Here is a 22,003-nt window from a genome sequence, read left to right as displayed (position 1 = left end):
GACACGATCGCGATCGGTCCTCGAGCGGCCGTCCACTTGGGTCAGAGACCCGTTGGCAAGCCTGCGTCATATAGGGACAGCACGTCTGTCGCACCGCGGAGAGTTTCGACGACACACGGTGCAGGCGCGGCGAAGATCTGCGGATAGTCGACCTCCCCGAGAGCGGGGACGACGTGCCAGGCAAGTTGCTCCGAATCGAGTGAGAACTGAGCGTCGACACCCTCCTTGTTTCCGCGCGGATCCTGCCTGCGCCAGGCGCCATTGAGGTAGATCGCGACCAACCCGTGCAGAACATGCCCATCTCCGTGCGCGAGACGCTGGTAGCACAAGCCGGTCGGAACGCCCTCGGATCGCAACAGCGCAGCCAGCAGGTGCGACTTGGCATAACAGAGTCCGACGCGCTGCGCGAGAACCTCGCTCGCGGTCAAGGTGACTCGAGGATCCTGGACGTCGTAGGAGTGCCCTACTTCGTCCCGCACCCACTCGAAGGCGGCCTTGGCGAAGGGCACGTCGCCGCCCGCCCCCTGCCGCAGTGTCAGAGCGAGTGCGCGGACGGACTGGTCGTCGACATCGATGAACTCGTTGCCGGCCAGATAGTTTTCCGGAGGTGCGATTTCGAGCACCGAATCGGTGGTTGCCATTCGGAGGATGATTGGTGAGTCCGCGTGGAACAGTCAAGGCCCACCCCGACCGTGACGTGGTGCTGCACCCGGCGGACCCACTTGGCAGCGAGGACACCAGAAGATCTGTCGTTCGCTTTCCGGGGTTCCGTCGGCGAGGGTGCCCGCCTCGACGAGGGTGCCGCAGCGCAGGCAGGGGCGGCCGGGTCGGCCGTACACCCAGGTGGTGCGGCCGCGGCGGCGGTCTCCGGTGGTGATGCGAACGGGGCGGTCCCGGTTCGCCACCAGTAGTCGGTGCGCGAGGTCGGCCCATGCGTGCGGCTCGCCCGCGGCGGCCACCGGGGTCGCCGGGTGCACTCCGCGCAGGAAACACAGCTCGTTGCGGTAGACGTTGCCGATGCCGGCCAGCACGCGCTGGTCCAGCAGGGCCAGGCCGATCGGGCGATCGGCCTCGGCGGCGAGGTTCGTCGCGGCGCGGTCGGGGTCCCAGTCGGGGCCGAGCAGGTCCGGCCCGAGATGGCCGATCGCGCGCTCCTCCTCGTCCCTGGCGAGGACCTCGACGATGCCGAGCTGGAACCCGACCGCGAGGAAGTCGTCGGTGCCCAACAGGATCCTCGCCAGCCACGCGGGCCGCCGCCAGCGCCCGCCCGCGGGGTAGACGTGCCAGTCGCCCTCCATCTTCAGGTGGGTGTGCACGGTGTCGTCGCCCACCCGGATCAGCAGGTGCTTGCCCCGGCTGACGACCTCCTCGACCGGTCCGGGGGTGAGGTCGACGGTCGCGAAGCGCGGTACCCGGATATCGCAGACGGTGAGCGGCGAACCAACCAGTGCCGTGCGGAGCTGCCCCGCGACCCGCCAGACGGTGTCACCCTCGGGCATGGAGGGCCCGCTTGCGGAGGCCGCGCGGAGTCGCGGAGAAGCCCGCCTCGACCAGGACCTGCGAGAGGGGGCTGGTGTGCACGGATTCCCCGTCGACCTTCTCGATGACGATCTTGTCGGCGCCGCCGCGGTCCACCACGGCGGCCAGCGATCCGGCCGCGCCGTGCAGCGCGCCCGGGTCGTCGGTGAAGGTGAGCATGGTCTTGCCACCGCGCTCGACATACAGGGCGAGCTCGCCGTCGACGAGCACCACCAGCGCGCCCGCCTTGCGACCGGGGCGGTGCCCGCCCGCGGTTGCGGGCCAGGACAGTGCGGCACCGAACGGGTTGGCCGGGTCCGTCGCGGCGAGTGTCACCGCGGCTGGTGCGTTTGCCGGGCCGAGTCGGTCGCCGTACGCCCGTAGCCGGTCGACCACCTCGGAGGTCGAGAACTGTGCGGCGCCAAGGGTGTTGACGAAATACCCGCGCCTGCACCGCCCGCTCTCCTCGAAGCCGCGCAGCACCTTGTACATCACGGCGAAGCCGCCGGGAACCGACTCGCTGACCACCGAGCCCCGTGTGAGCACCCCGTACCGCTCCAGCAGCACGTCCGCCCGCGCGTGGGCCCGGATGGTCGGGTCGGGTTCGAGTTCGGGCAGCAGCGACCACCGTCCGCCGACGGTCGGCGGTCCGGTCCGGCTCGGCATCGCGGGACGCGCGAGCGCCCGGTAGGGCCTGGCCCGCGGTGCCCGTCGCGGGGTCCGGTGGCTCGGCGCCGAGCGCGAGGGTCCCGACAGCAGGGCGCGCAGGGGCGCGAAGGTGTCGTTGCTCAGGTGGCCCGCCCACACCAGGTCCCACAGCGACGCGGCGAGGGTGGCGTCGTCGGTCGATCCGATCAGGTCGGAGAGGTTCCGGAAGAAGTAGGCGCCGCCGGGCGCCAGCGCGTCGAGGATCTGGCGCTGCTGCTCGGACAGTTCGGTGTCGACGGGCGGGGCGAGTGTCAGCGGCGCGGCATCGGCCGGGTGCAGGCACACCCAGCCGTCGCTGCCGGAGATAGAACCGGCGCCCGACCACAGCACCTCGCCCGTGGCGGTCAACTCGTCGAGCATCGCAGGCTGATAGTCGCGCACCCGCGCGCGCAGGACCATCGGTTCCCAGGCGGAGGCGGGAATCGGCACGCCCGCAAGCTGTTCGATCACCGTGGCCACCCCGTCGATGCCGCGCAGCCCGCCGCCGATGTGCTGCCAATCCGGCAGGAAGCGGCCGAGCGCGGCCGGTTCGACCGGCTCCACCTCCTTACGGGCGGCGGCGAGGGAACGTCGGCGCAGCCGCCGCAGGACCTCGGCGTCGCACCACTCGCTGCCGGTCGCGGCGGGCCGGAACTCGCCCTCCAGCACCCGCTTGTCGGCGGCGAGGCGGCGCAGCACGTCGCGGACAACGGAGGTCCCGAGCCCGAACCTGGCCGCGGCGTCCGCCAGCGCGAACGGCCCGTGGGTGCGCGCGTAGCGGGCGACGAGGTCGCCGAGCGGGTCCTCGACCGGCTCGATGAACGCGGCGGGGGTGCCGATCGGCAGGGGTACGCCGAGCGCGTCGCGCATCCGGCTCGCGTCCTCGATCGCCACCCACCACTGCTCGCCCGCGAAGCCGACCCGCATGGCCCGCCGCTGCGCCTCGAGTTCGAGGACCATGGGCGCGGCGTCGCCGTGCGTTCGGCTCGCGATCTCCGCGTCGGTCATGGGCCCGAGCAGGCGCAGCAGGTCCGCGACCCCCTCGGCATCCTTCGCCCTGCGGTCCGGGACCAGGCGTTGGAGTTCGCGTTCGGTCAGCTCGATGACATCGGCGTCGAGTAGTTCGCGCAGTTCCACCCTGCCGAGCAACTCGGCGAGCAGGGTGGAATCGAGGGAGAGGGCGGCGGCCCGCCGCTCGGCCAGCGGGCTGTCGCCCTCGTACATGAAGGCGCCGACGTAGTCGAAGAGCAGTGCCCCCGCGAAGGGCGACGGCGACGGCGTCTCGACCTCGACGAGCCGGATCTGCTTGCGTCCGATGCCGTCGAACAGGCCGGTGAGCGAGGGCAGGTCGTAGACGTCCTGCAGGCATTCGCGGACGGTCTCGAGCAGAATCGGGAAGGTCGGGAACTTGCGCGCCACGTCGAGCAGCTGAGCGGAGCGTTGCCGCTGCTGCCAGAGCGGAGCGCGCTTGCCCGGATTGCGCCGCGGCAGCAGCAGTGCGCGGGCGGCGCACTCGCGGAACCGGGACGCGAACAGCGCGGAGTTGCTGACCTGCTCGGTCACGATGTCCGCGATCTCCTCCCGGTCGAAGACGAACAGCTCCGAGCCGGGCGGGGCGTCCTCGGTGTCCGGCAGCCGGACGATGATGCCGTCGTCGGATGCGGTCGGCGCGGAGTCGATCCCGTACCGCTCCTGCAGCCGGGCGCCCACGGCGAGGGCCCACGGCGCGTGCACCGGCAGGCCGTAGGGCGAGTGCAGCACGAGGCGCCAGTCGCCGAGCTCGTCCCGGAACCGTTCGACCACCAGGGTGCGGTCGGTGGGGACCTGTCCTGTTGCGGTGCGCTGCTCCTCGACAAGGGCGAGCAGGTTCTGGGTGGCGTTGGCATCGAGGCCCTGGTCGGCCAGGCGCGCCCGCAGATCCGTGTCCGCGCCGAGGGCCATCTCGCGCAGGAACTCGCCGAGCGCCGCGCCGAGCTCGGCGGGCCGACCCAGTCCGTCGCCGTGCCAGAACGGGAGCCGGCCGGGCAGGCCGTAGGCGGGGCTGACGAGGACGCGGTCGTGGGTGATCTCCTCGATCCGCCAGCTGGTGGCGCCGAGCGCGAAGACGTCGCCGACCCGCGACTCGTAGACCATCTCCTCGTCGAGCTCGCCCACCCGGGACGCCTTCTCTCCCACCATGTACACGGCGAAGAGCCCACGGTCCGGGATCGCGCCACCGGAGGTGACGGCCAGCCGTTGCGAGCCGGGCCGACCGGTGAGGACGTCGGCGTCGCGATCCCAGACCAGTCTCGGGCGAAGCTCGGCGAACTCATCGGACGGGTAGCGGCCCGCCAGCAGGTCGAGGGTGGCGTCGAACGCCGACCGGGGCAAAGTCGCGAAGTTGCCGGTGCGGCGGACCGCGTCGAACCAGGACTGGACGTCGAGCTGGTCGAGGGCGCAGGCGGCCACCGTGTGCTGGGCCAGGATGTCGAGCGGGTTCGCGGGGACGGCGAGCGCCTCGATCCGGCCAGCGGTCATCCGTTCGACGGTGACCGCGCAGTGGATGAGATCGGTGCGGTGCTTGGGGAAGAGCACGCCGCGGGAGATCTCCCCGACCTGGTGACCCGCGCGGCCCACCCGCTGCAGCCCGCTCGCCACCGAGGGCGGCGCCTCCACCTGCACCACGAGATCGACCGCACCCATGTCGATTCCGAGTTCGAGGCTGCTGGTGGCCACCACGCAGCGCAGCCGCCCGGACTTGAGGTCGTCCTCGATGAGCGCGCGCTGGTCCTTGCTCACCGAACCGTGGTGGGCGCGGGCGAGCAGCGGCTCGGCGCCGTGCCCGACCTCGGTGGTGGAGCCGATCAGCGAGGCCGGCTCGTGCACGGTCTCGACCGGGGCACCGAGGCGATCGGCGTAGACCTCGTTGAGCCGGGCGGTGAGCCGCTCCGCGAGGCGCCTCGAGTTGGCGAACACTATCGAGGACCGGTGCTCGAGGACCAGGTCGACGATCTGCTCCTCCACATGCGGCCAGATCGAACCCTGTTGCGGGGCGGGGGAAGCGGAATCCTCGTCCGGTGTCGTGACCCCCAGCTCGGTCATGTCCTCGACCGGTACCCGCACCGTCAGGTCGAAGGTCTTCGGCGAGGGCGGGGAGACGATGTGGATGGGCGCGGACCCCGTGAGGAAGCGGCCCACCTCCTCGTGCGGCCGGACCGTCGCGGAGAGCCCGATCCGTTGCGCAGGCCGGGGGAGCAGCATGTCGAGCCGCTCGAGCGAGAGTGCCAGATGCGCACCGCGTTTGGTGGCCGCGACGGCGTGCACCTCGTCGACGATCACGGTCTGCACGGTGGCGAGCGATTCGCGGGCCGCCGAGGTGAGCATGAGGAACAGCGACTCGGGGGTGGTGATGAGGATGTCAGGGGGCGTGCGCACCAGGGCGCGCCGGTCAGCGGGGCTGGTGTCGCCGGAGCGGACGCCGACGGTGATCTCCGGCGGCGTCACGCCGAGCCGTTTGGCGGTCTGGGTGATCCCGACCAGGGGCGCGCGCAGGTTGCGCTCGACGTCGACCGCGAGGGCCTTGAGCGGCGAGATGTACAGGACCGTCGTGCCAGGCGGGCGCTCCTCGTCGTGCGGTCGGGCGGCCAGTTGGTCGAGTGCCCACAGAAAGGCGGAGAGGGTCTTTCCCGAGCCGGTCGGGGCCACGACCAGCGCATGCGAGCCGTCCGCGATCGCATCCCATGCCCCCAGTTGGGCGGCGGTTGGCGCGGGAAAGGCACCGGCGAACCACTCCCGGGTGGGGGCGGAGAACCTGCCGAGCACCGAATCCATGGTGTCCATAGTGCCCCGGGACCCCGACACCGGGCGCACACTGAGGGTGGCGTAGCGCATCCGAGGAGTCGGTAAACGCCGGCTCCGCTACGCTCCGCGTCGCTTGGTCCGGAGAGGTGAACCGTCGTGTCCGAGAAGTCGAGCGTCAAGCAGGAGGTCGCGGCAGGCGCATCGGTCGCCGCCGCTGTGCTTCTGGTCACCGCCGGCGTGCTCCAGGTCCTCCAGGGGATCGCCGCGATCGGCAACGACGAGGTCTACACCGTCGGTGTCGACTACACATACGAACTCGATCTGACCGCGTGGGGCTGGATCCACATCGTGCTCGGTGTGGCGATCGCGCTGGTGGGTGTCGCCTTGTTCGGGGCAGGGATATGGGCGCGGACGTTGGCGATCGTCATCGCCGGACTGTCGATCATCGCCAACTTCCTGTGGCTGCCCTATGCCCCGGCGTGGGCCGTCCTGATCATCGCGCTCGATGTGGTCGTCATCTGGGCGGTGTGGAACTGGATTCCGAGCTCCGGCTGGGAGTAGTCGTAGCGGCAGGCGGAGGTGGCCATGGCGTCGAAGGTCCTGGATTCGTCCGGCGGTCCGCCCGCCGCCGGGGTTGACGACGCCGGGCCGCCCGAGTCCGGCGGGCACCGGAAGCTGCTGTACGTCACCCTTCCCGGGTGTTGGGGTGCACTCGTTTTCGCGTGTCTGTCGTTCACTCCGTCGCTGCTCCCGCGCGGAGGGCTGCTGCAGGGAGTGGTCTGTGGGATCACGGCCGCGATCGGGTACGGGCTGGGAGTGCTCGCGGCCTTCGTGTGGCGCGCGTTCGCCGACCGAGCTCCTCGGCCCCCGCGCCGTGACTCCTGGCGCGTTCTCCTCGTTGCTGCGGTGGTGCTGCTCGCCGCCGCGTTCGGCCTCGGGCAGTACTGGCAGTACCAGATCCGTGCGCTGATGGGTGTGACCGAGTACAGCATCCCGCTCGTGGTTCTCGCACCCGTCATCGCGGCGGCGGTGTTCTGCCTCATACTGGCGATCGGGCGCGGAATCCGTTGGCTGTACCGCTGGAGCGCGAGGCTGCTCGACCGGTGGATCGGGCGGCGGGCGGCGAGCGTCGTCGGGTGGTTTCTGATCGCGGGACTCGTCTACGCGGTGGTCTCGGGAGTACTGCTCGGCGGCCTCGTCGGTGTCGCCAACGGGGCCTTCTCGTTGCGCGACACGAAGACACCGGAAGGTGTGCAGCAGCCTGTGACCGGCCTGCGGTCGGGTGGGCCCGGATCTGTCGTGCCGTGGGATTCGCTCGGGTGGCAGGGGCGCAGCTTCATCGGCGAAGGCCCGTCCACCGATCAGATCAGCCAGTTCGTCGACCATCAGGCGCTGGAGCCGATTCGCACCTATGCCGGTCTGGCGTCGTCGGAGGACTCCGAGTCCAGGGCGGCGCTGGCGGTCGAGGACCTCACCCGTGCGGGCGGATTCCAGCGCGCCAACCTGCTCGTGGTGACGACGACGGGGAGCGGCTGGGTGGACCCGGCCCTGGTGGACACCTTCGAGTACCTCACCGGTGGCGACGCGGCGACCGTGGCGATCCAGTACTCGTACCTGCCGTCGTGGATCTCGTACCTGGTTGACCAGTCGAAGGCACGGGAAGCCGGGCGCGACCTGTTCGACGCGGTCTACGACGTGTGGTCCAAACTGCCGCAGGACAACCGTCCCCGGCTGTTCGTCGCAGGGGAGAGCCTGGGCTCGTTCGGCGGCGAGACCGCATTCAGCGGTGAGTACGACCTGCGCAACCGCACCGCGGGAACGCTGTTCGCAGGCCCTCCCAACTTCAACACCCTGTTCCGTGAGTTCAGCGATCAGCGTGATGCGGGGAGCCCGGAAGTCGAGCCGGTCTACAAGGACGGGCGGACCGTGCGCTTCAGCAACGACCCCCAGGAGGGAATTCCTCCCGAGGGGCCGCCGTGGGACGGCAGTCGGGTCCTGTACCTGATGCATCCCTCCGACCCGATCGTCTGGTGGAGTCCGAATCTGATCCTGAGCGAGCCGGACTGGATCGGTCAGCCGCCAGGGCGGGACGTGCTCGAGGAGATGGTCTGGATACCGTTCGTGACGTTCTGGCAGATCACCGCCGACCTGCCGTTCTCCACCGGTGTTCCGGCCGGGCACGGCCACAAGTACATGGGCGAGTATGTCGACGGATGGAATGCGGTCCTCCAACCGGTGGATCTCACCGCAGACAAGCTCGCCACCCTCAGGACCGTCATCGACGCCGGTGGGTAGCCGCGGCTCAGTTGCCGGCCCCGCCGCCGAGCCGGTCCAGCAGCGACGTGCGGATCTGCGGCCGCGTCGCCGCGACGAGGGTCAGCGTCGCCTCGCGCATCAGCCGTTCCGCGGTCGCCCCGGCCACGGCCGCGGAGCTGCCCGTCGCGGTCACCAGCGCTGCGGCGGCCCGGATCGCGAGCTCGGATGCCCTGGCCCGCGCCGCGAAGAGGTCGGACCGGCCGCCGAGCGCGGCATCGAGGTCCGCCCGCACTGTCGATGCCTCCGAGGCGAACCCGGTGGTGTCCACACCCCGCTCGTCGAGCTCGGTGAGACAGCGCCGGGCGACGCCCATCGCCATGCAGGCGTTGAGCCAGGACCCGAATCCCTGACCGGCCGTGAACTCCTCCTGGGTGACCACCTTGCTCACCCGCTCGTCCGGCACCTCGAATCCGTCGAATCGCATCCGGACGGTGTTGCTCCCTCGCGCGGCGATCAGGGGTAGCTCCTCGACCGACACGCCCTGGCCGGGGACCGCGTCGACGACGGCGTGCACGATCGAATCGTCGAACTCGTCGCGGGCGCTCAGCTGCAGGATGTCTACGATGCCCCAGCCGGTGACGAAGGGTGCGACACCGTCGAGCACGTACCCATTGTCGACGCGGCGCGCATACAGCAGCGGCGGTCGCGGGATGGCGCCGGCAAAGGCGACGCCTGCCCGGACGGATCCATCCATCAACCCGTCCCAATACTCGTCGCGCAGATCGTGATTCGCGCTCGACGCCAGTCCCGCGACCACTCCGTGGTGCTGCATCCACGTGAAGCTCGTGGCGAGGCAAGCGCCGCACAGCGTCTCCACCACCGCCACCAGGTCGTCGATACCGAGGCCGGGGCCGCCGAAGTCGGGCGGCGCGGCGAGGCCGTAGAAGCCCTCCGCGGCCAGCGCCTCGAAGTGGCTGAGCGGGATCTCGCCGTCGGCATCGACGCTGTCGGCGGCGGGGTACAGCACGTCGTCGGCGATCTCGCGCGCGAGATCGGGCCAGTTCGTCACGCCTGTGAGGGTAGATCCGCTTGGCCTGCTGCGGTGAGAAGCGCGCGGAGGTTTCGGGTGACGATGCCGGTCGAGATGGACGGGTCGATGGCGCGCTGGATGCCGAGGCCGACGCCCATGCTCAGCACGCTGGTCGCGGCGTCGTCCACCGACATCGGCAGGGTGACCTCACCGGAGGCCACGAGCGCGCTGAGCATGGCGGCCACGATGCCGCGCGCCATGCCGAGGCTGGACACGAGCGCGGCCCGCAGCTCCGGATCGTGGCGGGCCAGCACGATGAACTCGAACTCGAGCGTGGTCCAGCCGACGTCGCCGAGCGTGCGCTCGGCCCAGTTCTCGAACGCCGTCAGCCGTTCCTCCAGCGGTGCCTGCCGGGACATGACCTCGGCCACCTCGGCGCCCTTGGTGACGTGGATCAGCTGCAGCACCTCCAGGCACAGCTCGTTCTTGTTACGGAAGTTGGAGTACACCGCGCCCTTCGAGTAACCCGCCTCCTCGGCGACCTTCTCCAGCGAGGTCACGGCGTACCCGTCCGCGAGGAACAGGTCACGCGCGGTCGCAATCAGGTCGGCCCTGGTCTTGGCCTGACTCTCCGACCTGGTCATTCGCGCCATCACAACTCCGTTCCGAGAAAACTTCAGATTTGGTATACCCATCGTATTCGAATACTGCTAGTTTCTGAATATGACTTCGAGTGACAGACAACTTCGTCGGGGCCTGGTGATCGGCTGCGGCGGCACGCTCGGTGCGGCGTGGACCGTCGCGGCGCTGGCCTCGGTCCGCGACGCGCTGGACTGGGATCCGCGCGAGGCCGAGGTTTTGGTCGGCACCTCGGCGGGCGCGGAACTGGTCACGATGCTCGGCAGCGGGGTCGGGGTGGACGAACTGCTCGCGATGCAGTTGGGGGAGCAGGTCACCGATCCGGCGCTTCGCACACACCTCGCCGACGCTCCTGGCCGGTTCCCGCCGCTGCCGCGGTTCAGGCTCGGCTCGCCGCGACTCGCGCGTGCCGGCCTGCGGCGCGAGGTCGCGCCGGTCACGGCGATGAGTGGTCTCCTGCCACCCGGCGGTGGGGATGCGGGTTGGCTGCACCGCCTCGCGCTCGGCATGGCCCCGGGACGGATGTGGGTGTCGCACCCCGCGACCTGGCTCGTCGCGATGGACTACGACAGCGGAGAGCGCGTCGCGTTCGGTTCACCTGGTGCCCCGGAAGCGACACTCTCGCAGGCTCTTCGGGCCTCCTGGGCGATCCCGGGCTGGTTCCCGCCGGTGCGTGTCGGCGACCGCCGGTTCGTCGACGGCGGTGCGGCCTCGACCGCATCGGCGGACCTGGTGGCATCCCTCCAACTCGACGAACTGGTGGTGCTGGCGCCGATGGCCTCCACCGGACGGGTCCCCGGTCGCGGCGCAGCGCGTGCCGAGCGCCTGGTGCTGCGCGGCTGGATGAGCGCAGGCCTGGACGCGGAGGTCGCCGCCGTGGAGGCCGCGGGCACCCGGGTCATCCGGCTCGACGCCACCGCCGAGGACCTGGCCGTGATGGGCCCGAACTTCATGGACGACCGCAGACGACTGGCCACCCTCGAGTCCTCGCTGCGGACCACAAGGGCCGCCCTGGCCCACCAACTCGCAAACGGAGACGTGCGATGACGCAAGCACAGCATTTCGAGTTCCTCATCGTCGGTGGCGGGATCTCCGGCATCGGCGCGGCGATCACCCTGCGCAGGATGGGGATCACCGATTTCGCGATCCTCGAGAAGAGCGACTCGCTCGGCGGGACCTGGCGCGACAACAGTTATCCCGGGTGCGCGTGCGACGTCCCGTCCGGCCTCTACTCCTACTCGTTCGCCCCGAACCCCGAGTGGACTCGGCTCTTCGCCGGGCAGGAGGAGATCCGCCGGTACATCGACAGGACCGCCGCCGAACACGGGGTCGACGCGCACGTGCGCCTCGGCACCGAGATGACCCGCGCCGAGTGGGACGAGTCGAGCAGGCGGTGGATCGTGGAGACCTCGGCGGGCACGTTCACCGCGAACTCCGTCGTCGCCGCCGCGGGTCCGTGGAACGAGCCGCTGACGCCCGACATCCCCGGCCTGGACACGTTCACCGGGGAGGTCTTTCACTCGTCCCGGTGGAATCACGCATACGACCTGACCGGCAAGCGGGTCGCCGTGGTCGGAACCGGCGCCTCCGCAGTGCAATTCGTGCCCGCGATCCAGCCCGAGGTGGAGCGGCTGCACCTGTACCAGCGCACCGCCCAGTGGGTGCTGCCAAAGCCCGACCACTACGTGCCGAGGATCGAGCGATGGGCGATGCGGCGCATCCCCGGCGCGCATCGGGCACTGCGCTCGATCGAGTACACGATCATGGAGGCCCTCGGCGTCGGGTTCAGGAACCCATGGATCCTGCGGGTCGTGCAGCAGATCGGCCGGGCCCAGCTGCGAGCCCAGGTCCGTGACCCCGAACTGCGCAAGGCGCTCACCCCCGATTACACGCTCGGCTGCAAGCGGCTGCTGCTGTCGAACACCTACTACCCGGCGCTGACCGAGCCGAACGTCGAGGTGCACGCGAACGCGGTCTCGGCCGTGCGCGGGAACATCGTCATCGGCGCCGACGGCTCGGAGCGGGAGGTCGACGCCATCATCTTCGGCACCGGCTTCCACATCCTCGACATGCCGATCGGCAGCAAGGTCTTCGACGGCGGCGGCCGCAGCCTCGACGACCACTGGAAGGGCAGCCCCCAGGCGTACCTCGGCACCACCGTCGCCGGGTTCCCCAACGCGTATGTGCTGCTCGGTCCCGCGCTCGGCACCGGGCACACCTCCGCGTTCATGATCCTCGAGGCACAGCTCGAGTACATGGCGAAGGCGATCGCGGCGGCCCGTGACGGCGGCTGGACCCGGATGGAGACCAGGCCTGAGGTGCAGGCGGCGTTCAACGCCGAGGTGCAGCAGGCGCTGGCCACCACCGTCTACAACGCGGGCGGATGCCAGAGCTACTTCCTGGACGTGAACGGGCGCAACAGCTTCAACTGGCCGTGGTCCACGGACCGGATGCGCACCCGGCTCGGCGAGTTCGACGAGCGCGCATACGAGACCTCCACCGATCTCCCCACAGAAATGGTGACGCGATGAACCTCACAGCACAGCAGCGCTACCCCGCGATCGAGCTCGCCGGGGCCGTCGTCCTCATCACCGGGGCCGGACGCGGGATCGGCCGGGCCACTGCGCTGGCCATGGCCGCGCGCGGCGCCAGGATCGCGGTCGCCGACCTCGATCGCGCCGCGGCCGACGGCGTCGCGGCCGAGATCGGCTCGGCGGCACGGGCCTACACGTTGGACGTGCGGACGCGGCCGTCGTGGGATGACTGCGTCGCCGCGGTGACCGCCGATCTGGGTCCCATCGACGTGCTGGTCGGCAACGCCGGGGTGATGCCGGTGGCCCCGTTCCTCGAGGAGCCGGACGAGGTCGGCGAGGCGACGATCGACGTGAACGTGTGGGGGCTGATCCACGGCATGCGCGCGGTGGCGCCCGCGATGATCGAGCGCGGTCGCGGCCACATCGTCAACGTCGCCTCGCTCGCAGGGAAGATCGCGATCCCCGGGCTGGCCGTCTACAACGCCAGCAAGTTTGCCGCCGTCGGCCTGTCCTCTGCTGCGCGGCTGGAGTTCGCCGACAGCGGGGTGAGCGTCTCGACGGTACTGCCGAGTGCGGTGCGCACCACGCTGACCTCGGGGCTGCCGCTCGGCAAGGGGCTGCCGACGGTGGATCCCGAGGACATCGCCGCCGCGGTGGTGCGGACCTGCCGCACCCGGCGCGCGCAGACGCCGGTGCCCGGCTACCTGGCCGCGCTCGACCTCGGTCTGGCGCTGGCCCCCGAACCGCTCATCGTGTTGGTGCGCCGGGTGGTCGGCGGGAACCGGGCGCTGACGTCGGTGGACGGCGCCGGTCGGGCTGACTACGACGACCGGGTGCGGTCGATCACCCGAACCTGACGCCCTGCGCGAGCGGCAGCTGGTCGGAGTAGTTGACGGTGTTGGTGGCCCGGCGCATGTACGCCTTCCATGCGTCGGAGCCAGACTCGCGGCCACCGCCGGTCTCCTTCTCGCCGCCGAACGCGCCGCCGATCTCCGCGCCGGAGGTGCCGATGTTCACGTTGGCGATCCCGCAATCGGAGCCGTCGGCGGCGAGGAATCGCTCGGCCTCACGCTGGTCCATGGTGAAGATCGACGACGAAAGGCCCTGCGGCACATCGTTGTGCAGTGCGATCGCCTCGTCGAGGGTCTCGTAGGTGAGCACGTAGAGGACGGGGGCGAAGGTCTCCTCGCGTACCACCGAGGTCTGCGCGGGCATCCGGACCAGCGCGGGGGTGACGTAGTGGCCGCCATTTGACTCCACCCGCTCGCCGCCACACACCAGGGTGCCGCCGTCCGCGCTGGCCTTGTCCAGCGCGGCCGTCATGGCGTCCCATGACCGTTCGCCGATCAGCGGACCGACGAGGGTGCCCTCCTCGAGCGGGTTGCCGACCGGGAGTTGCCGGTAGGCGGAGGCGACCCGCTCGACGGTCTCGTCGGCGATCGAGGAGTGCACGATCAGCCGGCGCAGGCTGGTGCAGCGCTGGCCCGCCGTGCCCGCCGCGGAGAACACGATCCCACGCACGGCCAGATCGAGGTCCGCCGACGGCGCGACCACCGCCGCGTTGTTGCCGCCCAGCTCGAGCAGGCACCGGCCGAAGCGCTGCGCCACCCGCGGCCCGACCGCCCGGCCCATCCGCACCGACCCGGTTGCGCTGACCAGCGCGACCCGCGGGTCGTCGACGAGCTGCTCGCCGACCGGTCCCGCGCCCAGGACCAGGCGATGGACGTCGGTCGGCGCGCCGACGTCCTCGGCGGCCCTGCGCAGCAACGCATCACAGGCGATCGCGGTCAGCGGCGTCAGCTCGGACGGCTTCCACACCACGGTGTCCCCGCACACCAGGGCGATCGCGGTGTTCCACGACCACACGGCCACCGGGAAGTTGAACGCGGAGATCACCGCGACCACACCGAGCGGGTGCCAGGTCTCCATCAGTCGGTGCCCTTGGCGCTCGGATGCCATCGTCCTGCCGTACAGCTGGCGGGACAGCCCGACCGCGAACTCGCAGATGTCGATCATCTCCTGGACCTCGCCGAGCGCCTCGGAGGTGATCTTTCCCGCCTCGAGCGTGACAAGGGTCGCGAGGTCCGGCTTGTGCTCGGTCAGCAGCTCGCCGAGCCGCCGGACCAGTGCGCCGCGCCCAGGCGCCGGCACGGTGCGCCACACGGTGAACGCATCGTGAGCCGCGGCCGTCGCGTCCGCGATCTGATCCGGGCTGCTCGGCGTCAGGGTGCAGAGGACTCCGCCGGTGATCGGCGTGCGGGCGAGCAGCGTGCCGTCGGAGGACGGGTGCTCGTCGCGGGCACCACACGCGCGCAGCGCCGCCTCGGCCATCGACCGCAGGGTCTCGGTGTCGGGAAGGTTCATGGTGTTCCTCCTGTCGGTGCCTGCTCCAGTGTCCGCTGAGTTAGCCTGCCTTGGTGCCGGACACACTGGACGAGATCGACACCCTGTTGGTGCGTGAACTGATCGCCGATGGCAGGGCCACCCTGGCGACGCTGGCCGAGAAGGCCGGGTTGTCGGTGTCCGCCGTCCAGACCCGGGTGCGCAGACTGGAGGCCCGTCGGGTGATCCGGGGTTACGCCGCGAGGGTCGATCCGGAAGCGCTGGGCAACCAGCTCTCGGCGTTCGTCGCGATCACCCCTCTCGACCCGTCCAGTCCTGACGACGCGCCAGCCCGCCTCGAGCACATCCCCGGTGTCGAGGCCTGTCATTCCGTCGCGGGGGAGGAGAGCTACGTCCTGTTGGTGCGGGTGGCGTCGCCCCGGGCGCTCGAGGCACTGCTGCAGGAGATCCGGTCGACCGCCAATGTGCGGACCCGCAGCACCATCATTCTGCAAACATTTTACGGCGACTAGCTAACGGCCGAACAATTTTCCACTTTCTAGTGACTTTGGCCGGATTATCAACATAATCTTGAGGTATGAGCACCGCGATCCGGCGTTCTCGGCCCGTCCCCGGCCTCGCTCCCGACGAGGTTCACGAGGTGCTGCGGGCGAGCCTGCTGGTCGACGGCTTCGACCTCGTCCTTGATCTGGAACGCTCGCACGGGCGGCGGCTCGTCGATCACCGCGACGGCACCACCTACCTGGACATGTTCGGCTTCTTCGCGTCCTCGGCGCTCGGGATGAACCACCCCGACCTGGCGACGGACGAGACCTTCCTGGCCGAGCTGACCGCCGCGGCGATGAACAAGCCGAGCAATTCCGACATCTACACGGTGCCGATGGCGGAGTTCGTGCGCACCTTCGTCCGGGTCCTCGGTGATCCGGCGCTACCGCACCTGTTCTTCGTCGACGGCGGCGCGCTCGCCGTCGAGAACGCCCTCAAGGTGGCGTTCGACTGGAAGAGCCGGACGAACGAGGCCCGCGGGCTCGATCCGGCGCTCGGCACCAGGGTGCTGCACCTGACCCACGCCTTCCACGGCAGGAGCGGGTACACGATGTCGCTGACCAACACCGACCCGAACAAGGTCGCGCGGTTCCCGAAGTTCGACTGGCCCCGCATCGACGCCCCGTACCTCGAGCCCGGTCGCGATGTGGCGGCGGCGGAGGCGCTGGCGCTGGCCCAGGCGCGGCGGGCCTTCGACGAACATCCCGACGACATCGCGTGTTTCGTTGCCGAGCCGATCCAGGGCGAGGGCGGCGACCACCACTTCCGGCCCGAGTTCCTCCAGCGGATGGCGGCGCTGTGCCGCGAGCGCGACGCCCTCTTCGTGCTCGACGAGGTGCAGACCGGTGTCGGACTGACCGGGACCGCGTGGGCGTACCAGCAGCTCGGGATCGAACCCGACGTGGTCGCGTTCGGGAAGAAGACGCAGGTGTGCGGGATCATGGCAGGCAGGCGCGTGGACGAGGTGCCCGACAACGTGTTCCGGGTGGCCTCGCGGATCAACTCCACCTGGGGCGGCAACCTCGCCGACATGGTCCGGGCCCGGCGCACCCTCGAGGTGATCGAACGGGACCGGCTGATCGACCGGGCCCGGCTGCTCGGCGCGCACCTGCTCTCGCGGCTCGTCGAACTGGCCGAGCGGCACCCGATCGTGACCGACCCCCGCGGGCGGGGGCTGATGTGCGCGTGCACGCTCGACTCGGCCGCCAGGCGCGACGCCGTCGTCGCCCAGATGCGTGAGCGCGAGCGCGTGCTCATCCTGGGGACGGGGGAGCGCGGCATCCGGTTCCGGCCACCGCTCACGGTGACGGTGGCCGAACTCGACGCCGCGGTCGACGCGCTCGATCGGGTGTTGGGCCGGTAGCGCGTCAGCCCCTGGCCGCCTCCCGGTCGAGGCGCTCCAGGCGCGGGCGATCGGCGAGGATGTGGATCTCGACGATTCGGCCGTTCGTGATGGTCACCGCCATGACCGACTGCAGTCGGCCATCCGGCGCGTTGACCATGCCGACCGCACCGTTGACGAGCGCAGGCATGGACGAGTGGGCGAATCGGGCGAAGCTGAGCGCCTGCGCGGACACCGCCTCCGCCCCGCGGACCACCTTCAGGAATCCGGCGCCGGTGTCGGCCCTGAGCACCACGTCGGGGTCGAGGACTGCGACGAGGGCATCGAAGTCGCCGCCCCTGGACGCGGCGAGGAATGCGTCCACGACCTCCCGCTGTCGGGCGAGGTCGGGATCGGGAACCGGGGCCGAGTCCTGGACGCGGCGGCGCGCGCGGCTGGCGAGCTGCCGAGTGGTGGCGGTGGACTTCCCGACGACGGCCGCCACCTCATCGAAGGGCACGGCGAACATGTCGTGCAGGACGAAGGACAGACGCTCGGCGGGTGTCAGGGTGTCCAGGACAACGAGGAGCGCGAGGCCGACCGAATCGCCCAGCAGCGCCTCGTGTTCGGGGTTGGTGCCCTCCACCACGCCGACGATCGGATCGGGCAACTGCTGGTCGTCGATGGAATCCTCGCGGCGCACCTTGCGGGAGCGCAGCATGTCCAGGCACACCCGTCCCATGACGGTCGTCAGCCACCCGCCGAGATTCGTGAGGCTGTCGGCCTCGGACCGGCTCAGCCGCAGCCAGGTCTCCTGGATCGCGTCGTCGGCATCGCTCAGTGAGCCGAGCATCCGGTAGCCCACCGCCCGCAGGTGGGAGCGGTGCTCCTCGAAACGCAGCGCCAGCCAGTCGTTTTCGTCCACCTGTCACATTCCCCCGTCACATTCCGTCATCACCGTGACGGACGAAAACCCGGACAACACTGGAGAAGTCATTATGCAGGCACGACTGGGCCGGCCGCCAATGCTCAGGCCTCGTTGTTCCTGTCGAAGACGAGTTGTGCGCGCTGCGCCAGGTCGGCGCCGATCTTGTGGCCCTCGGCGGTGAGGTGCTCGTGTGCGTGCGGGTCCGCGGTCTCCGCTCCGAAGAGCAGCCGAACGGACGACTCGTCGATTCGGGAGTATCCGGCGATGCCGTGCTGCAGCTGGGTGGTCATCGCCTCTCGGTAGCCGCGCCGATCGTAGGTGCCCTCGTCGACGGCGGCGACCCCGACGAAGTGCAGCTGGTCGATGGCGCTCGGACCGCCGTCCGGCCCGTCGTCGTAGGCCCAGCCCCGGGTGAACACTCGATCGATCCAGCCCTTGGCGAGGGCGGGCATGGCCCACCAGTACACGGGGAAGAGGACGACGACCACGTCCGCGGAATCCACCAGTCGCTGCTCCCGCAGGACGTCGGCAGGCGCGGCGCCGGTCTGCCGGTAGTGCGCGAGATCCTGCTCGCCGAAGACGGGATCGAATCCCGTTCGCGACAGGTCATGCGTTGTGACGGTGGCGTTCCCATCGGTCTCGATGCCCTGCTCGATGGCGCGGCCGATGGCCCAGGTTGCCGAGTCGCGGTCCGGGTGCGCCACCACGAGGAGCACGTTCGGTCGAGTCGTTTCGTTCGTCATGCGGACAACGTAAAGTATGACATTAACGTCAATGTCAAGGTGGAGGCCGAATGCGGATCAGCGAGTTGAGCGCGATCACGGGCGCGAGTGCGCGGATGCTTCGTCACTACGAGAGCGCGGGCCTGCTCTCGCCCGGCCGCGACCTCAACGGCTATCGCCACTACGCGCCCGAGGATGCGAAGACGGTTCACGATGTCCGCTGCCTGCTGGCATCGGGCCTGTCGCTGTCCGAGGCGGCCTCGATGCTGCACATCGTGTGCGGCGACGAGCCGAACGCATCGGCGGGCGAACGGGAGGCCGCACTGGTCAAGCTCGACGAGCGGAGTCGTCAGCTGGACGAGGCGATCGCGCGTCTGATCGCGGAGAAGGTCGGCATCGAAGAAATCCGTTCAAACATCGAACGAAATTACGGGCGTGCCTGAGAGCCGCGCGGGATCGTGGTCTACCGTGCTGGTATGAGCACTCCTTCCAAGGTCGGCGCCAGCATTCCCATCGCCTCGGTGCCCAACCTGCGCGACATCGGTGGTTATCCGACGGCAGACGGGGCCACGGTCAGGACGGGCGTCGTCTACCGGTCGACCGACCTCGGGCGCGTCGCCGACGGTGACGTGGCCGCGTTGGAGGCGCTGGCGATCACCACCGTGTTCGACCTGCGGACCGAGGCCGAGCGGGCCCTGCTGCCCGACCGGATCCCGGCCGGGGCGAACGAGGTGGTGCTGGACGTGCTCGCGGACACCGATCCGAGCGCGGCCCCCGCGATGATGCAGCAGATCCTCACGGACCCGGAACTGGCGGAGCGGCTGCTCGGCACCGGCGACACCAACGACTACCTGCTCAAGAGCTACGGGGACTTCGTCACCCTGCCCAGCGCGGTCGCGTCCTACCGCAGCCTGTTCACGGACCTGGCGCGGGCGCAGAGCACTCCCGCGCTGATCCACTGCACCACGGGCAAGGACCGGACGGGCTGGGCGAGCGCGTCGCTGCTGATGTTCCTCGGGGTCAGCGAGGAGGACGCCTTCGCCGACTACCTGCTGACCAACGAGCAGCTGTTGCCCGCCTTCGAGCCGGTCTTCGACAAGTTCCGCGCCGCGGGCGGCAACCCCGACATCCTGCTGCCCATCCTCGGTGTGCGCAGGGCCTATCTCGAGGCGGCGATCGAGCAGGTCCGCTCCGGATTCGGAGATGTCGAGGGCTACTTCGCGAACGGTCTCGGGATCTCGGCGGCGGACCGGGACGCGCTGCGCGCGAACCTGCTCACGTAACCGTCAACTCCAGCGCGCCCTCGGCGAACCGGCGGATGACGGTCGTCGCGGTGCTCAGCGCGTCCTCGTGCCCTGGGCGGGCCCAGCCGACCAGCGCGGCCCGCGGTCCGTCCAGGGTCAGACCCACCTCGGCGAGCAGTTCGCCGGTGTTCGGCTGGCACACCGCCCACGAGTAGTGCTCGTCGGCCGCCCACTGTGCGGTGCGGGTTGCGACATAGTCCGGGTCGTCGATCCCGCCGTCGGTCAGGGCGGGTCGGTCGTCGACCCGCTCGTCGGCACGCAAGGCGCGCAGGTACCAGGCGCCCGCGTTGACCTCGATGGGCTCCACTACTCGTCACCGCCCTGATCGCGGCCGGCGGTGTCGATGCGGATCTGGGGGAGCTCTGCCATGGCAACAGGATAATGCGCGCACAGCACAGCGCCCCCGGCTGCCTTGGCAACCGGGGGCGCAGCGAGAGTGCTTGTGCTACTTGAGCTCAGCGAGGACGGTGCCCTGGGTGATGGCGGCGCCCGGCTCCACGGCCAGTCCGGTCACGATGCCGGCCTTGTGCGCGTTGACGGGGTTCTCCATCTTCATGGCCTCGAGCACGGCGATCAGATCGCCCTCGGCGACCTCCTGGCCCTCCTCGACGGCGACCTTGACGACGGTGCCCTGCATGGGGGCCGTCACAGCGTCACCGGACGCCGCTCCGCCCGCGCCGCCGCCACGCTTGCGCGGCTTCGGCTTCTTGCGGGTGGCGCCGTTGGTTGACCCGCCACCGCCGAGCGAGAACTGCCCGGGCAGCGACACCTCGACGCGGCGTCCGCCGACCTCGACCACGACGGACTGACGCGGCAGCGCCTCGTCCTCGTCGAGCGCCTCACCGGCGGTGAACGGCTCGACGGTGTTCTTCCACTCCGTCTCGATCCACTTGGTGTAGACCTCGAAGCTCTCGCCGTTGCCGATGAACGCGGGGTCCGAGACGATGGCGCGGTGGAACGGGATGACCGTCGCGAGGCCCTCGACCTGGAACTCGGCCAGCGCGCGGCGGGCCCGGGCGAGGGCCTGGTCGCGGGTGGCGCCGGTGACGATCAGCTTGGCCAGCATGGAGTCGAACTGGCCGCCGATGACGGAGCCGGACTCGACACCGGAGTCCATGCGGACGCCGGGGCCGGTCGGGGGAACGAACTTGGTGACCGGTCCGGGGGCGGGCAGGAAGCCGCGGCCCGCGTCCTCGCCGTTGATCCGGAACTCGAAGGAGTGGCCGCGCGGGGCCGGATCCTCGGTGAACTCCAGCTCCTCGCCGTTGGCGATCTTGAACTGCTGGAGCACGAGGTCGATGCCCGCGGTCTCCTCGGTGACCGGGTGCTCGACCTGCAGGCGGGTGTTGACCTCGAGGAACGAGACGGTGTCGCCCTGCACGAGGAACTCGACCGTGCCCGCGCCGTAGTAGCCGGCCTCCTTGCAGATGGCCTTCGAGGAGCTGTGGATGCGGGCGCGCTGGTCGTCGGTCAGGAACGGCGCGGGCGCCTCCTCGACCAGCTTCTGGAAGCGGCGCTGCAGCGAGCAGTCGCGGGTGCCCGCGACGATGACGTTGCCGTGCTGGTCGGCGATGACCTGGGCCTCGACGTGGCGGGCCTTGTCGAGGTACTGCTCGACGAAGCACTCGCCGCGGCCGAAGGCGGCGATCGCCTCACGGGTGGCGGAGTCGAAGAGCTCGGGGATCTCCTCGATGGTGTGCGCGACCTTCATGCCGCGGCCACCGCCACCGAAGGCGGCCTTGATCGCGACGGGGACGCCGTACTGCTTGGCGAACTCGACGACCTCGTCGGCGTTCTTGACCGGGTCCTTGGTGCCCGCGGCCATCGGGGCATTGGCGCGCTCGGCGATGTGCCGGGCGGTGACCTTGTCGCCGAGGTCGCGGATGGACTGCGGCGAGGGACCGATCCAGATCAGCCCGGCGTCGATGACGGCCTGGGCGAAGTCGGCGTTCTCGGACAGGAAGCCGTAGCCGGGGTGGATCGCGTCGGCGCCGGACCGCTTCGCTGCATCGAGGATCTTGTCGAACACGAGGTACGACTCGGCGGACGTCTGGCCGCCGAGGGCGAAGGCCTCGTCGGCAAGGCGCACGAACGGCGCGTCGGCATCCGGCTCGGCGTACACGGCGACGCTGGCCAGGCCTGCGTCCGCTGCCGCCCTGATCACACGCACGGCGATTTCGCCGCGGTTGGCGACGAGCACCTTGGTGATGTGCGCGCTGGCATGACTGGGCACTGAGCCTCCTGTTTGTCGCAAGGGGTACCCGCTGTTCGATCCCCTTCCGGGGGTCGTACCCGGCGGGGTGGTTACGGGCATCACATCGGAGTGTAGGCACCGCCCCCCGGCCCGATGTAATCGGATAGCGAATTCGTCCGGATGGCCCCGCGGGCGGGACAA

At 70.2% G+C, this 22,003-nt stretch carries 19 protein-coding genes; 9 read left to right on the top strand and 10 right to left on the bottom strand.

What is annotated here, in order from left to right; translation table 11 throughout:
• Positions 1-41: 41 nt before the first annotated feature.
• From RM1_RS17995 to RM1_RS17985, 3 genes are read right to left on the bottom strand one after another with little or no spacing between them, the layout of a single operon-like run.
• Positions 42-641: a transglutaminase-like domain-containing protein gene (locus RM1_RS17995; RefSeq protein ID WP_072753102.1), complete on the bottom strand. Its 600-nt coding sequence runs from the start codon at positions 639-641 to the stop codon at positions 42-44.
• A gap of 33 nt (positions 642-674) precedes the next feature.
• Positions 675-1,499, bottom strand: coding sequence for a DNA-formamidopyrimidine glycosylase family protein (locus tag RM1_RS17990; RefSeq protein WP_072753101.1), 825 nt, complete (start codon positions 1,497-1,499; stop codon positions 675-677).
• Positions 1,486-6,015 (bottom strand): ATP-dependent helicase, encoded by a 4,530-nt coding sequence (locus RM1_RS17985; protein ID WP_218019715.1) that lies wholly within the window; start codon positions 6,013-6,015, stop codon positions 1,486-1,488. The genes RM1_RS17990 and RM1_RS17985 overlap by 14 nt, the downstream gene beginning before the upstream one ends.
• 126 nt (positions 6,016-6,141) lie before the next feature.
• Between RM1_RS17985 and RM1_RS17980 the strand changes: the two genes are divergently transcribed.
• Positions 6,142-6,546, top strand: coding sequence for a DUF7144 family membrane protein (locus RM1_RS17980; RefSeq protein WP_072753100.1), 405 nt, complete (start codon positions 6,142-6,144; stop codon positions 6,544-6,546).
• A 24-nt stretch (positions 6,547-6,570) separates the two neighbouring features.
• Positions 6,571-8,280, top strand: a complete 1,710-nt coding sequence (locus RM1_RS17975; RefSeq protein WP_083576810.1) for an alpha/beta hydrolase — start codon at positions 6,571-6,573, stop codon at positions 8,278-8,280.
• 7 nt (positions 8,281-8,287) lie between these two features.
• Here the strand turns inward: RM1_RS17975 and RM1_RS17970 are convergent, their stop codons facing one another.
• Together RM1_RS17970 and RM1_RS17965 are read right to left on the bottom strand one after the other, a co-directional pair.
• Entirely contained in the window at positions 8,288-9,310 is a 1,023-nt protein-coding gene (locus RM1_RS17970; protein ID WP_072753099.1) for an acyl-CoA dehydrogenase family protein, read from the bottom strand.
• Positions 9,307-9,924 (bottom strand): TetR/AcrR family transcriptional regulator, encoded by a 618-nt coding sequence (locus tag RM1_RS17965; RefSeq protein ID WP_072753098.1) that lies wholly within the window; start codon positions 9,922-9,924, stop codon positions 9,307-9,309. The genes RM1_RS17970 and RM1_RS17965 overlap by 4 nt, the downstream gene beginning before the upstream one ends.
• 70 nt (positions 9,925-9,994) lie before the next feature.
• On the opposite strand from RM1_RS17965, the gene RM1_RS17960 reads away from it, so the two are divergent.
• The 3 genes from RM1_RS17960 to RM1_RS17950 are packed head-to-tail and all read left to right on the top strand — an operon-like array spanning position 9,995 to position 13,301.
• Complete coding sequence (locus RM1_RS17960; protein WP_072753097.1) at positions 9,995-10,957, top strand: patatin-like phospholipase family protein; 963 nt, start codon at positions 9,995-9,997, stop codon at positions 10,955-10,957.
• Complete coding sequence (locus tag RM1_RS17955; RefSeq protein WP_072753096.1) at positions 10,954-12,441, top strand: flavin-containing monooxygenase; 1,488 nt, start codon at positions 10,954-10,956, stop codon at positions 12,439-12,441. Before RM1_RS17960 ends, RM1_RS17955 begins: the two co-directional genes overlap by 4 nt.
• Positions 12,438-13,301, top strand: coding sequence for an SDR family oxidoreductase (locus RM1_RS17950; RefSeq protein WP_072753095.1), 864 nt, complete (start codon positions 12,438-12,440; stop codon positions 13,299-13,301). The genes RM1_RS17955 and RM1_RS17950 overlap by 4 nt, the downstream gene beginning before the upstream one ends.
• Here the strand turns inward: RM1_RS17950 and amaB are convergent.
• Positions 13,288-14,808 carry an L-piperidine-6-carboxylate dehydrogenase gene (amaB, locus tag RM1_RS17945; protein ID WP_072753094.1) on the bottom strand — a complete coding sequence of 507 codons (1,521 nt, stop codon included), beginning with the start codon at positions 14,806-14,808 and terminating at the stop codon, positions 13,288-13,290. The genes RM1_RS17950 and amaB overlap by 14 nt on opposite strands.
• A gap of 50 nt (positions 14,809-14,858) precedes the next feature.
• Between amaB and RM1_RS17940 the strand changes: the two genes are divergently transcribed.
• On the top strand, positions 14,859-15,299 hold the full coding sequence (locus RM1_RS17940) for an Lrp/AsnC family transcriptional regulator (protein WP_072753093.1): 441 nt from the start codon (positions 14,859-14,861) through the stop codon (positions 15,297-15,299).
• Between the two features lie 65 nt (positions 15,300-15,364).
• Positions 15,365-16,696, top strand: coding sequence for an L-lysine 6-transaminase (lat, locus tag RM1_RS17935; protein ID WP_072753092.1), 1,332 nt, complete (start codon positions 15,365-15,367; stop codon positions 16,694-16,696).
• 4 nt (positions 16,697-16,700) lie between these two features.
• On the opposite strand, the gene RM1_RS17930 is transcribed toward lat, so the two are convergent.
• Complete coding sequence (locus tag RM1_RS17930) at positions 16,701-17,579, bottom strand: sigma-70 family RNA polymerase sigma factor (RefSeq protein WP_072753091.1); 879 nt, start codon at positions 17,577-17,579, stop codon at positions 16,701-16,703.
• A gap of 104 nt (positions 17,580-17,683) precedes the next feature.
• Positions 17,684-18,325 carry an NAD(P)H-dependent oxidoreductase gene (locus RM1_RS17925; protein WP_072753090.1) on the bottom strand — a complete coding sequence of 214 codons (642 nt, stop codon included), beginning with the start codon at positions 18,323-18,325 and terminating at the stop codon, positions 17,684-17,686.
• Between the two features lie 50 nt (positions 18,326-18,375).
• On the opposite strand from RM1_RS17925, the gene RM1_RS17920 reads away from it, so the two are divergent.
• Together RM1_RS17920 and RM1_RS17915 are read left to right on the top strand one after the other, a co-directional pair.
• Entirely contained in the window at positions 18,376-18,747 is a 372-nt protein-coding gene (locus RM1_RS17920) for a MerR family transcriptional regulator (protein WP_072753089.1), read from the top strand.
• 33 nt (positions 18,748-18,780) lie between these two features.
• Positions 18,781-19,587 carry a tyrosine-protein phosphatase gene (locus RM1_RS17915; protein WP_072753088.1) on the top strand — a complete coding sequence of 269 codons (807 nt, stop codon included), beginning with the start codon at positions 18,781-18,783 and terminating at the stop codon, positions 19,585-19,587.
• Here RM1_RS17915 and RM1_RS17910 read toward each other — a convergent pair.
• Together RM1_RS17910 and RM1_RS17905 are read right to left on the bottom strand one after the other, a co-directional pair.
• Positions 19,580-19,915 (bottom strand): hypothetical protein, encoded by a 336-nt coding sequence (locus RM1_RS17910; RefSeq protein WP_072753087.1) that lies wholly within the window; start codon positions 19,913-19,915, stop codon positions 19,580-19,582. The two genes, RM1_RS17915 and RM1_RS17910, sit on opposite strands and share 8 nt — an antisense overlap.
• A 138-nt stretch (positions 19,916-20,053) precedes the next feature.
• Positions 20,054-21,841, bottom strand: a complete 1,788-nt coding sequence (locus RM1_RS17905; protein WP_072753086.1) for an acetyl/propionyl/methylcrotonyl-CoA carboxylase subunit alpha — start codon at positions 21,839-21,841, stop codon at positions 20,054-20,056.
• Between the last annotated feature and the right edge of the window lie 162 nt (positions 21,842-22,003).

The sequence above is a fragment of the Rhodococcus maanshanensis NBRC 100610 genome (assembly GCF_001894865.1).
Lineage (GTDB): Bacteria > Actinomycetota > Actinomycetes > Mycobacteriales > Mycobacteriaceae > Rhodococcus_G > Rhodococcus_G maanshanensis.
Note: the sequence above shows the minus strand (reverse complement) of the source record. Positions and strands in the feature narration are given on the sequence as shown.

Coding starts and splice junctions, on each gene's coding strand:
- RM1_RS17995 (WP_072753102.1), bottom strand. CDS start 641: ATGGCAACCACCGATTCGGTGCTCGAAATCGCACCTCCGGAAAACTAT.
- RM1_RS17990 (WP_072753101.1), bottom strand. CDS start 1,499: ATGCCCGAGGGTGACACCGTCTGGCGGGTCGCGGGGCAGCTCCGCACG.
- RM1_RS17985 (WP_218019715.1), bottom strand. CDS start 6,015: ATGGATTCGGTGCTCGGCAGGTTCTCCGCCCCCACCCGGGAGTGGTTC.
- RM1_RS17975 (WP_083576810.1), top strand. CDS start 6,571: ATGGCGTCGAAGGTCCTGGATTCGTCCGGCGGTCCGCCCGCCGCCGGG.
- RM1_RS17965 (WP_072753098.1), bottom strand. CDS start 9,924: ATGGCGCGAATGACCAGGTCGGAGAGTCAGGCCAAGACCAGGGCCGAC.
- RM1_RS17960 (WP_072753097.1), top strand. CDS start 9,995: ATGACTTCGAGTGACAGACAACTTCGTCGGGGCCTGGTGATCGGCTGC.
- RM1_RS17955 (WP_072753096.1), top strand. CDS start 10,954: ATGACGCAAGCACAGCATTTCGAGTTCCTCATCGTCGGTGGCGGGATC.
- RM1_RS17950 (WP_072753095.1), top strand. CDS start 12,438: ATGAACCTCACAGCACAGCAGCGCTACCCCGCGATCGAGCTCGCCGGG.
- amaB (WP_072753094.1), bottom strand. CDS start 14,808: ATGAACCTTCCCGACACCGAGACCCTGCGGTCGATGGCCGAGGCGGCG.
- lat (WP_072753092.1), top strand. CDS start 15,365: ATGAGCACCGCGATCCGGCGTTCTCGGCCCGTCCCCGGCCTCGCTCCC.
- RM1_RS17925 (WP_072753090.1), bottom strand. CDS start 18,325: ATGACGAACGAAACGACTCGACCGAACGTGCTCCTCGTGGTGGCGCAC.
- RM1_RS17920 (WP_072753089.1), top strand. CDS start 18,376: ATGCGGATCAGCGAGTTGAGCGCGATCACGGGCGCGAGTGCGCGGATG.
- RM1_RS17915 (WP_072753088.1), top strand. CDS start 18,781: ATGAGCACTCCTTCCAAGGTCGGCGCCAGCATTCCCATCGCCTCGGTG.